The organism is Saccharomonospora iraqiensis subsp. paurometabolica YIM 90007 (assembly GCF_000231035.2).
GTDB lineage: Bacteria > Actinomycetota > Actinomycetes > Mycobacteriales > Pseudonocardiaceae > Saccharomonospora > Saccharomonospora paurometabolica.
The window spans coordinates 35,389-46,449 of the sequence record NZ_KI912244.1; the positions used below are offsets into that span (position 1 = coordinate 35,389).

10 protein-coding genes are annotated in these 11,061 nt (G+C 74.0%); 9 read left to right on the forward strand and 1 reads right to left on the reverse strand.

The genetic code is table 11. The features are described 5' to 3' along the window. Window positions 1–171: 171 nt before the first annotated feature. From SACPADRAFT_RS27650 to SACPADRAFT_RS0213620, 3 genes are read left to right on the forward strand one after another with little or no spacing between them, the layout of a single operon-like run. Window positions 172–3,666, forward strand: coding sequence for an RHS repeat-associated core domain-containing protein (locus SACPADRAFT_RS27650; protein WP_233357180.1), 3,495 nt, complete (start codon window positions 172–174; stop codon window positions 3,664–3,666). 1 nt (window position 3,667) lies between these two features. Next, window positions 3,668–4,033 carry a hypothetical protein gene (locus SACPADRAFT_RS0213615; RefSeq protein ID WP_007024985.1) on the forward strand — a complete coding sequence of 122 codons (366 nt, stop codon included), beginning with the start codon at window positions 3,668–3,670 and terminating at the stop codon, window positions 4,031–4,033. Between the two features lie 34 nt (window positions 4,034–4,067). Continuing rightward, window positions 4,068–4,556: a hypothetical protein gene (locus tag SACPADRAFT_RS0213620; protein WP_007024986.1), complete on the forward strand. Its 489-nt coding sequence runs from the start codon at window positions 4,068–4,070 to the stop codon at window positions 4,554–4,556. A 62-nt stretch (window positions 4,557–4,618) separates the two neighbouring features. Here SACPADRAFT_RS0213620 and SACPADRAFT_RS0213625 read toward each other — a convergent pair whose 3' ends face one another. Next, a complete protein-coding gene (locus SACPADRAFT_RS0213625; protein ID WP_028662449.1) occupies window positions 4,619–5,530 on the reverse strand; it encodes an NAD(P)-dependent oxidoreductase in 912 nt (303 codons plus the stop codon). A 131-nt stretch (window positions 5,531–5,661) separates the two neighbouring features. Between SACPADRAFT_RS0213625 and SACPADRAFT_RS0213630 the strand changes: the two genes are divergently transcribed. The 6 genes from SACPADRAFT_RS0213630 (at window position 5,662) to SACPADRAFT_RS33950 (ending at window position 10,997) form a co-directional block, all read left to right on the forward strand. After that, window positions 5,662–6,810: a PQQ-dependent sugar dehydrogenase gene (locus tag SACPADRAFT_RS0213630; protein ID WP_007024988.1), complete on the forward strand. Its 1,149-nt coding sequence runs from the start codon at window positions 5,662–5,664 to the stop codon at window positions 6,808–6,810. Window positions 6,811–6,948: 138 nt separating this feature from the next. After that, window positions 6,949–7,452, forward strand: coding sequence for a YciI family protein (locus tag SACPADRAFT_RS33940; protein WP_007024989.1), 504 nt, complete (start codon window positions 6,949–6,951; stop codon window positions 7,450–7,452). Window positions 7,453–7,547: 95 nt separating this feature from the next. Further along, entirely contained in the window at window positions 7,548–8,489 is a 942-nt protein-coding gene (locus SACPADRAFT_RS0213640) for an ABC transporter ATP-binding protein (RefSeq protein WP_007024990.1), read from the forward strand. Then, window positions 8,486–9,271, forward strand: a complete 786-nt coding sequence (locus tag SACPADRAFT_RS0213645; RefSeq protein WP_007024991.1) for an ABC transporter permease — start codon at window positions 8,486–8,488, stop codon at window positions 9,269–9,271. Before SACPADRAFT_RS0213640 ends, SACPADRAFT_RS0213645 begins: the two co-directional genes overlap by 4 nt. Beyond that, complete coding sequence (locus SACPADRAFT_RS33945) at window positions 9,268–10,398, forward strand: sensor histidine kinase (protein WP_007024992.1); 1,131 nt, start codon at window positions 9,268–9,270, stop codon at window positions 10,396–10,398. The genes SACPADRAFT_RS0213645 and SACPADRAFT_RS33945 overlap by 4 nt, the downstream gene beginning before the upstream one ends. Then, window positions 10,395–10,997: a response regulator transcription factor gene (locus tag SACPADRAFT_RS33950; protein ID WP_007024993.1), complete on the forward strand. Its 603-nt coding sequence runs from the start codon at window positions 10,395–10,397 to the stop codon at window positions 10,995–10,997. Before SACPADRAFT_RS33945 ends, SACPADRAFT_RS33950 begins: the two co-directional genes overlap by 4 nt. Window positions 10,998–11,061: the final 64 nt, after the last annotated feature.

The following is an 11,061-nucleotide window of genomic DNA, read 5'->3' on the forward strand; positions in this document are numbered from 1 at the left end:
GACCGCGGCGCGGGCCGCGACACGAGCACGCAGGGGAGCTCGGACGGCGCGACGGACGGCACCTCCGACCGGAGCGGCCGGAGCGGCCGGGGCCGCGGGAACCGTCTCCTGGACGACCACGGCGGGGAGGGGTCCGCCAGACCGGACAATCCCGCCGCCACCCGGACGCCGGTGGACAACCGGGTGTGCGAGAGCGACCCGGTCGACGTCGCCAGCGGTGAGGTCGTGCTCACCCAGACCGACGTCGACCTTCCCGGGGTGCTGCCCCTCGTGCTCCGCCGGACACACGTGTCGTCCTACCGCGCGGGCCGCTTCCACGGCCGCAGCTGGGCGTCCACCCTGGACCAACGGCTGGAGTCCGACCCCGACGGCGTGGTGCTCGTCACCGAGGACGGGATGCTGCTGGTCTACCCGCAGCCGGAGGACGGGGAGACGGTGTGGCCCGCGACCGGACCGCGGTGGCCGCTGCACGCCACGTCGACCGGCTGGGCCGTCACCCGACCGGAGACGGGGCGCACACTGCACTTCGCGGACGGGCGGGACGTCCGCCGGTTGAGCGCGATCAGCGACCGCAACGACAACCGGATCGAGATCGACCGGGACCCCACCGGCACGGTGACCGCCGTGCGGCACTCCGGCGGTCACCACGTCGAGGTGGACACCGACGGGGGACGGGTCACCGCGCTGCGGCTGCGCACCGGGACGGGCGACCCCGACACCGACCCGGCCCCGGACACCGACGGCTACGTCGACTCCGACGCCGACGCCGACACCGACACCGACGGTCCCGGCTCGGTCACCCTCGTCCGTTACCGCTACGACGACGCGGGCCGCCTGGTCGGGGTGGGCAACTCGTCCGGGCGCGAACTCACCTTCGCCTACGACGACGCCGAGCGGATGGTCGGCTGGGCCGACCGCAACGGCCACTGGTACCGCTACCTGTACGACGACGAGGGCCGGTGCGTGGCCAACCACGGGGCCGGTGGTTACCTCAACGGGACCTTCGCCTACGACGACACCGAACGGATCACCCGGTTCACCGACGCGCTCGGCAACACCACGGTGTACCGGTTCGACGAGCGGGGCAATGTGGTCGCCGAGACCGACCCGCTCGGGCACACCACGACGTCCGAATGGGACGACGCCGACCGGCTCGTGCGGCGCACCGATCCGCTGGGCCGCACCGTCACCCACGAGTACGACGGGGACGGCAACCGGGTCCGCACCACCCGCCCGGACGGCGGCGAGGCACGGGCGGAGTACAACGCGCAGGGCCTGCCCACCACGGTGGTCGATCCGGACGGCGCGTGCTGGCGGCAGGACTACGACGACCGCGGGAACCGGATCTCGGTGACCGACCCCACCGGGGCGGTGACCCGGTACGCCTACGACGAGCGGGGCGCCCTGACGTCCGTCACGGACGCGCTCGGACAGACCCGGCACGTCGAGTGCGCCCCCACCGGGCTCCCGGTCGCCGACACCGACCCGGCGGGGACGGTGGTGCGGTACGACCGCGACGACTTCGGCCGCGTCCTGCGGATCGTCGACGGGACGGGGGCGGTGACCCGGTTCGGCTGGACCACGGAAGGGCGCTGCGCGTGGCGCACCGGCCCGGACGGCAACAGCGAACGGTGGACCTACGACGCGGAGGGCAACCGCACCGCACACGTGGGCCCGACCGGGGCGACCACCCGGACCGGGTACACGGCCTTCGACCTCCCCGCGGTGCGCGTGAACCCGGACGGCAGCCGGACGACCTACGCCTACGACCCCGGGCTGCGCCTGACCGGCGTGACGGACGCGCTGGGCCGCACGTGGCGCTACGAGCGGGACGCGGCGGGCCGGGTCGTGCGCGAGGTCGACTTCGACGGCCGCGAACTGCGCTACACCTACGACCCGGCCGGACAACTCACGGCGCGGACCAACGGTGCGGGTGAGACGACCGAGTTCCGGTACGACGCGCTCGGCCGCGTCGTCGAACGACGCGCCGGGGACCGCGTCACCACCTTCCGGTACGACCCGGTGGGCCGGATCCTGTCCGCGACGAACCCGGACACCACCGTCGAGTACGAACGCGACGCCCGGGGCCGGGTAACCGCGGAGACCGTGGACGGGCGCACGGTCCGCTCCCGGTTCGACGCGCTGGGCAGGCGGGTGTCCCGGGTGACACCCACCGGTGCGGAGAGCACCTGGACCTACGACGCCCGGGATCTCCCGCGCACGCTGCGGATGTCCGGGCACACCGTCACGTTCGACCACGACCCCCGCGGACACGAGACCGAACGCCGGTTCGCCGACGGGGCGAGGATCGCCCAGCAGTGGGACAGCACCGGACGACTCGTCGAGCAGGAGGTCTCGGCCCCCGGGCGGGAAGCCGGCGCCCCGGCGCACCCGGACAGCGCGCACCGGCGTTCCTACCGCTACACCCCGGACGGGAACCCCGGGGTCGTCGTGGACAGCACCGAGGGCACCACCCGACTGGAACTGGACCCGGTGGGACGGGTCACCACCCTCGACGGCTACGGGCGGCGCGAGAGCTACACGTACGACCCCGCGGGCAACATCCGCACCGCCGGCTGGCGCAGCCAGGGCAGCGAGTTCGAGGACGAGCACGGCTACGACGGCAGCCGCCTCACCCGGACCGCAGGCCTGGGTTACGAGTACGACGGGCAGGGGCGCGTGGTGTCCCGGTGGCACCGCGGGGCCGGGAGCGCACCGCGGCGGTGGCGCTATCTGTGGAACGCCGAGGACCAGCTCACCGAGGTCACGACGCCGGACGGCACCCGCTGGCGGTACCGCTACGACGCGCTCGGACGGCGGATCGGCAAGCACCGCCTCTCCCCGGACGGGGCGGCCGTCACCGAGCGCACGGACTTCACCTGGGACGGGCTGTGGCTCACCGAGCAGGTCCACAACGGCACGGACGCGACCACGTGGGAGTGGCAGGCCCGACGGTTCCGCCCGCTGATCCAGTGCCACCGCCGCCGGTCCGCGCACGTGCCGCAGTGGTTCGACCACGCCCTCTACGCCGTGGTCACCGACCTCGTCGGGACACCGACCGAGCTGGTGGACGGTTCGGGGGCGGTCGCCTGGCGGGGGCGCACGACGCTGTGGGGGCGCAGCATCATCCGGCGCGCGGACACCGTGTCCACACCGTGGCGCTTCCCCGGCCAGTACCACGACGCCGAGACCGGGCTGCACTACAACTACTTCCGGTTCTACGACCCGGACGCCGGACGCTACGTCTCCCCGGACCCGCTCGGCCTGGCCCCCTCCCCGAATCACTACTCGTTCGTACCCAACCCGCTGCGCTGGCTGGACCCGCTCGGCCTGATGGGCTGCCAAGCCGACGCCACACCGGCCGTGGACGGCCGGGAGTCCGACCCGCGCGCGGTGGCCGGCCAGGGCCCCGCCGGCGGTGGCGGCGGACAGGAGGGGATGCTCGCGGCGAACGGGGGACACGCCGACGGCTGGGGTGCGGTGCTCAACCAGGGCGACGGAACCCCCACCGGGGGCACCGTCCCGCAACCCTCCGGTGGAGACCTCCATGCCCACCCCGGTGGGAGTCTGGACGGCACCGGCCCGGCCGGGCACTCCGACCCGGGTGCGGCCGGACAGGCGGGCGGACGCGACGCGGGCATCGGGATCCGCGGAGGCGGACGGTGACGTGCTCTCCGAGATCGGGAACCCGGTGGCCACGGCCCGCATGCGGTGGATCCCGGCGGAGGAAGGAGGACGTGCCTCAGGTCCACCGACCGCCGCGGTCTACGCCTCCACCACCACATTCCGGACGGGCGATCCGGTCGAACAGGACGCCGGGTGGCCCGCCACCGACCCCCGGACGACGAGTGTGCTGCTGCAGCGGGTCGAGCCCGAGCCGCACGAGGTGGAGCGGTCGAAGGTCGGGTTCCTCGCCCCGGAGCAGGCACGGCCGTACCTGCGGGAGGGGGCCGAACTGGTCGTCCTCGAAGGCCCGAAACCGGTCGCGGAAGCCGTCATCACCGAGGTTCTCCGCACCGGGGAGGACACCTGACCACGACCGAGAACACCGACACCGGAGGTCTTCGATGACCGTGCCCGATCCCTCGACGGACCCGCGGATCCAGGAGGCGATGGCCGACCTGGAACGGGCCGAACTCTCCCTCGACCGTGCCATCTCCGAGGCCGAGCAACTGCAGCAGACGATGCCGCCGGGCGGGCTGTCCCAGGAGGACATCGAGCAGATCGAGGAGCACGCCCGCGGCCGGAACGCGCCCGCGGAGCTGCGCGAGCTCCAGCAGCGCATCGACGACGGCGAGCTGTCCTGGAGCGACCTCGCCGCGGGCCGGTTCCTGGACGACCCGGGGGTGCGCGCGGCGCTGGAGGGCGGCGTCGAGGGCATGCGCCAGGCGCACACGATGCTCCAGGAGGGGCACGACCTCGACGAGATCATCGAGCCGGGCGCCCCGCCGGTCGCGATCGACCGGCCGCAGCCGGAACGGGGGAACGAGCGCGACGACGCCGCGGAGGGCCACGACCCGGACGACGACTTCGGCGGCGGGTCGATCCTGCGCTGATCCCGTCTCCCGGAAGCCCCGCCCGGCCGGAATCCGCGGCCGGGCGGGGCTTCCGGGTGTGCTCAGTACTCCCCGTGGACGAGGTTCTCCGGGAGTTCCCCCTGGACGTACCGGGCGATCTCGGTCGCCGCCACCGCGTACGACCGGCGGCGCGCACCGTGCACCGCGCCCGCCACGTGCGGGGTGACGAGCACGTTCGGCAGTGTCCACAACGGATGCTCCGGCGGCAGCGGCTCCGGGTCGGTGACGTCGAGCGCGGCACGCAGCCTGCCGGGCGTCACGTGCCGCAGCAGGGCCGCGGTGTCCACCACCGCTCCCCGCGAGGCGTTGACCAGCATCCCGCCGTCCGGGATCGCGGCGAGGAAGGTCTCGTCGACCATTCCGCGTGTGCGGGAGGTCAGCGGCACCAGCAGTACGACCACGTCGCTGTCCGGCAGCAGCGCGGGCAGCTCGTCCACCCCGTGGACGTCCCCACGGGCGGTGAGGCCGACCATGCGCACGCGGGTGTCGAACGGGTCGAGCCGGCGCGCGAGCTGCCGGCCCACATCGCCCGCGCCGACCACGAGCACCCGTTTGCCCTGCAGCGTGTCCGTGGTCCCGGGGGACCACTCGCCCCGGCGCCGGGCGGCGTCGAACCGACCCAGGTCCCGGCACAGGGACAGGACGGCCGCCATCACCCACTCGGCCGTGCTGGCGCCGTGTGCCCCCCGACAGGTGGACAGCAGCACCCCGGACGGCAGCACGTCCGCCCAGTCCTCGGCGCCCGCCGAGAGCAGCTGGATCAGCCGCAACCGGGGCATCCACCGCAGAGCGGGAGCCAACTGGGCGGCCCGCGCGCCCGGGATCAGCACCTCCGCCTCGGCCGCCGCGTCCGGCAACGGCCCGTCGTGCGCGTAGCGCACCGGGCACACGCCGTCGACCTCGGACAGGGCCCGGATCCCGTCGTCGTCCGGTACCAACACCGTGATCGTCACCCCTCCATCGTGCCGGACGCGCACGGCTCGCACCGCCCGCACCGCCCCGCTTACCGGAGGTTCACCTGCGTGCGCCTACGCTGGACGGCGTGCGCACGCGAGTTCGCGGGAGGCCGGGGCCGGTCGCGGCCGTGGCGTGCGGTGTCCTGCTGCTGGCCGGGTGCGCGGAGTTCGACGACTCCGCCGGGGAGCAGAGCTGGCGGCCCGCCCCGCAACTGACCCCCGAGGCGGGTCCGCAGCCCGACCTGCCCGAGGTCGACCGGCGCGAGATCCCGCAGGGTCCGGACACCTCCCGCGAGCCCGTCCCTCCCCCCGACGGGTGCACCGACTACGACAAGGCCGTCCTCGCCACCTGCCTGGACACGGTCTCCGCCGTGACGGCCCTGCCCACCGACGGGTCGACGATCACGGCGCTGGCCGGTGAGCGGCGCAGCGGCCGGGTCCTGCGGGTGGGCACCGACGGCGATCAGGAGGAGATCGCCACGCTGGACGTCACGGCCGGCGGGGACGGCGGGCTCACCGCCCTGACGCTGTCCCCCTCATACGCCGAGGACCGGCTGGTCTACGCCTACGTGACCACCGAGACCGACAACCGCGTCGTGCGCTTCGCCGAGGGCAGGCCCGCCAAGCCGGTGCTCACGGGGATCCCGAAGGGGGAATCCGGCAACGGTGGCGCGCTGCTCGCCACCGACGGGGACACCCTGCTCGTCGCCACCGGTGACGCGGGCGACCCGGCGGCGGCACGCGACGCGGGCTCGCTGGCGGGCAAGGTGCTCCGGATCGACACCTCGGGAGCTCCCGCGGAGGGCAATCCGACCCCGGACTCCCCCGTGTACGCGAGCGGGGTCCACTCCCCCGGCGGCCTGTGTGCCGACGAGGAGGGCTCCCGGACGTGGGTGACCGACCGAGGGCCGGGACGGGACGCCGTGTACCGGGTCGACGAGAGCGGCACCCTGTCCACCCCGGCGTGGACCTGGCCGGACCGGCCCGGGGTCACCGGCTGCGCGGACTGGGGCGACGTCCTCGTCGTGGCGATGGCCGACGCCGCGAACGTGCAGAACCTGCCGCTGAACCGGGACGGCTCGGTCGGTGGCGAGCCCCAGGTGACCATGGACGGCGAGCAGGGTCCGGACTACGGCCGGTACGGCAGTCTGGACACCGTCACCAGTGACGTCGCCGTCGCGGGGACCGCGAACAAGGACGGCGGGCAGCCGGTCTCCAGCGACGACCGCGTCGTGCTCATCGTGCGCCAGCCCGCCTCCGGCTCCGGACCGGACTGAGGCCGCGCCGACCCGCACCTCGCCGAGGTCCGGAACCGGTCCCACCTTTTCCGTGCGACGGTGTCGAATCGCGTCGGGCCCGTTCGTGGTGCCTGTGGGAGACCGGCACCGGGCCGGTCCCCCACCGGGAGATCACGAATGTCCGGCACCACCGGTGCCCCCGCGCATTCCCAGGAGGCCACCATGCAGCACTACCTGCTCGCCGTCCGGTTCGACGAGAGCGCGCCGCCGCTGTCCGGGGAGGAACTGCGGCAGCCGTACGCCCGGACGGACGCGGTCACCGCCGAGATGCGGTCCGCCGGTTCGTGGGTGTTCGTCGGCGGCCTGCGCGGCTCACACGCCACCACGGTCGTCCACCCCGGCGACGGCACCACCACGATGACCGACGGCCCGTTCGCCGGGCTCCGCCTGCTGTTCACCTGCTGCCATCCGGCGCTGTCCCCGCCCGCGCGCACCGAGATGACCCTGCTCGTCTGCCCCGTCGTCCTCGGACAGGGCACGCGGCTGTTCCCGGACACCGGCCCGGACACGGCACTCGACCCGGTGCAGACGCGGACCACCCCGGCAGGGGTGACGATCCAGATCCACCGGCCCACCGGCCGCCCGCGGTACACGACCGCCGCGCCGACCCCGGGCGGGTGACGCGGGTCGACGGCGCACGACGTTGACATTCGTCATCCCCGACCGGTGAGGCTCGCAACTACCGCCCACGCGCCCGCCTGGGACAGGCTCGTGCCATGGCAGCTCAGAACACGATCGTGACCGAACCACCGAACGCCGCCGTGGCCGAGCCGGTGCTCGCGATCGACGGATTGCGGCACGCCTACGGCGGCACCACCGCTCTGGACGGGGTCGATCTCCGGGTCGGGCCGGGCGAGTGCGTCGCACTGCTCGGCCCGAACGGGGCGGGCAAGACCACTCTGGTCGCCCTGACGGTCGGGTTGCTCGCGCCGCAGCGGGGCCGGGTGCTCGTCGCCGGTGCGGATCCCCGCGACGCCCGCACCCGCAGGAACCTCGGCGTGGTGCACCAGGAGCTCGGATTCCCGCCGACGCTGACGGTCCGCGAGCTGGTCATCGGCGCGGCGGTACGCGGCGGTGCCGGGCGCTCCGCCGCCGGTCCGGTGCTGGACGAGCTGGACCTGGGTGCGCTCGTCGGGCGCAGGGCCGTGCGGCTCTCCGGCGGGCAACGGCAACGGCTGCAACTGGCGATGGCGTTGGTGACCGATCCCGCCCTGCTCGTGCTGGACGAGCCGACAGCCGGGCTGGACGTCGGTGCCCGTCGCGCGTTCCGGCGGTCGCTGGTGCGGCGCCGGGAACGCGGCACCGGCGTGCTGATGACCACGCATCTGATCGAGGAGACCGCCGAGTTCGCCGACCGCGTCGTCGTACTCGACCACGGCCGGGTGCTGACCGACGAGGCGCCGGAGGCTCTGGTGTCCCGGCTGCCCGACCGGACGGTGCGCGTCCGGACCGCACTGGACACGGCCTGGGTGGCGACACTGCCCGGGGTCGTGACCGCCACCCGCGACGGTGCGCACGTGCGGATCGGCACCCGGACGCCCGAGGACCTGCTGCGGAGGCTGCTCGCCGCCGACGACGAACTGTCCGACCTCCGTGTCGAGGGCACAGGGCTGGAGGAGGCCGTCGTCGGCCTGACCGGAGGGGAGCCCGTGTCATGACCGTCCCCGAGGAACGCCGCCCGTCCCGCGGCGACGGGTGGATCCGGCACGCCCGGGTGTTCGGTGTGGAGGTCGCCGACGAGGTGCGCGGCATCGTCCGCGAACCGACCGCCCTGTTCTTCTCGATCCTGATGCCGGTCGGCTTCTTCGTGTTGTTCGTGGCCGTGTGGGGTGACCTGCCGTCCGGGAACGGCCCGACCGGGACCCGGATGCTCGCCACGTTCGGCACCTTCGGCGTGCTCGCCGTGACGCTGCTCAACCCCGGCATCGGCGTGGCCGAGGACCGTGAACGCGGCTGGCTGCGCGCGAAGCGGGTGTCGGCGGTGCCGGTCCCGCTCACCTTGACGGCCAAGGTCGCCGCCGCCGTCCCCTGCGCCTTCGGAGTGTTCGCCGCGATGGTGGTCACCGCCGGACTCACCGGGACGCTGGACGCCTCGCCCGCCGAGCTGCTGCGGATCGGGGCGGTCCTGCTGCTCGGTTCGTTGCCGTTCGCGCTGCTGGGCATGGCCGTGGGCTTCCGGGCGCGTGGCAACACCACCGCGGCGATCCTGAACGCGGTGCTGCTGCCGTCCGCGGTGCTGTCCGGGCTCTGGATGCCGTTGGAGATCCTGCCCGACTTCATGGCGGACATCGCCGTGTTCCTGCCGACCTACCACCTGGCCCGGCTCGCGCTGGCCCAACTCGGCGGGGTCGCCACCGCCACGCATCTCGTCGCGCTGTTCGGCACGACCGCCGTGGCGGCCGTCCTGGCCGCGGTGTCCTATCGTCGTGCCCGGACATGAGCGACGACGAGCCCGACGACGGGCCCACCGGGGGCACGGACGGAACCGCCACCGGGGGCCGCCGGTGGCGGCTCTCGTCCTGGCTGTACCTGGTGTACCTGGTCGTCCCGTTCCTCCAGCCGTTGTTCGACCCGACCGCGGGCGCGGCCGACTGGCTGCTGGCGGCGGGGGTGGTCACGGCCTTCCTCCCGCTCTACGTCGCGGCGGAGTTGCGTCCCGACCGGTTGCGGGTGTGCGTCGTGGCGACCACCGTGCTGGGGATCGCCACGACGCCGTTCAACACCGGCGCCTCGGTGCTGTTCGTCTACGCCGCGGCGTTCACGGCCCTGGTCGAGTCGCGGCGCACCACGCTGCGCGTGCTGGCCGGGCTCACCGCGTTGACCGGACTGTCCGGAGTGGTCTCGATGGTTCCGCTGCCGTGGCGGCTGCTGGGCATCGGACCGTCGGTCGTCTTCATCTGGATCATCGGCCTGGTCCAGTTGGACGACGCGCGACGCCGCCGGGACGCCGACGAGCTGCGGCTGCGCAACGCCCGCATCGAGCACCTCGCCACCGTGTCGGAACGGGAACGGCTCGCCCGCGACCTGCACGACCTGCTGGGCCACTCACTGACCGCGGTGGTGATGCGGGCACAGCTCGTGCGACACCTCACCGCGACCGACCCGGACCGGGCCCGCACCGAGGCGGCGGAGATCGAGAACACCGCCCGCGAGGCGCTCGCCGAGATCCGCGGCACGCTCGGCGGATGGCGGCGGGCCACCCTCGACGACGAACTGGAGGCGGGCCGGGCCACCCTGACGAGTCTGGGTGTGGAGCTGGTGGAGCGCAGATGTCCCGGACTGGTTCTGGTGGGCTCCACCGAACACGCGCTCGCCCTGGCGCTGCGCGAGGCGCTGACCAACGTCGCCCGGCACGCCGGTGCCCGTACCTGCCAGGTTGTGGTGGACACGGTGGACGGCGAACTGCGGCTGGTCATCGCCGACGACGGGGTCGGCGGCCGGAGCCCGGACGGGCACGGGCTCAGCGGGATCCGGGAACGGATCGGCGCGCTCGGCGGAACCGTGCACCGGGACGGCGGAGCGGGGACGACGGTGACGATCTCGGTACCGCTGGAGGTGGCGACGTGATCCGGGTGGTGCTGGCCGAGGATCAGGCGATGGTGCTCGGGGCGTTCGCCTCGCTGCTCGACCTGCAACCGGACGTGGAGGTGGTCGCCACCGCCGAGGACGGGGAATCCGCGCTGGCGGCCGTCGCCCGGCACCGGCCGGACGCGCTGCTGGCGGACATCGAGATGCCCGGCCGTAGTGGACTGGACCTCGCCGCGGACGTGCGGGAACGTGGGTTGCCCACCCGGGTGCTGATCGTGACGACGTTCGCGCGCAGCGGTTACCTGCGCCGGGCGATGGAGGCGGGGGTCGCCGGGTATCTGCTCAAGGACGCGCCGGTCGAGGACCTCGTCACCGCACTGCGGCGGGTGCACGCGGGCGAACGGGTCGTGGCCCCCGAACTGGCGGTCGCGGCCTGGGACGCACCGGATCCGCTGACCGACCGGGAGCGGGAACTGCTCCGCGAGGTCGCACGGGGCGCGGGCAACGCGGAGATCGCGGCGCGGCTGCACCTCGCGGAGGGGACCGTGCGCAACTACCTCTCGGCGGCGATGGCGAAACTGCACGCCCGCAACCGGACCGAGGCGGCGCGGATCGCCGGCGACCGCGGCTGGCTGTGAGCCCGTGCGGGACACGCCCGACCGGGTCGCCGGCTCCTCGCAACGGTCCGCGGACTCACCGACC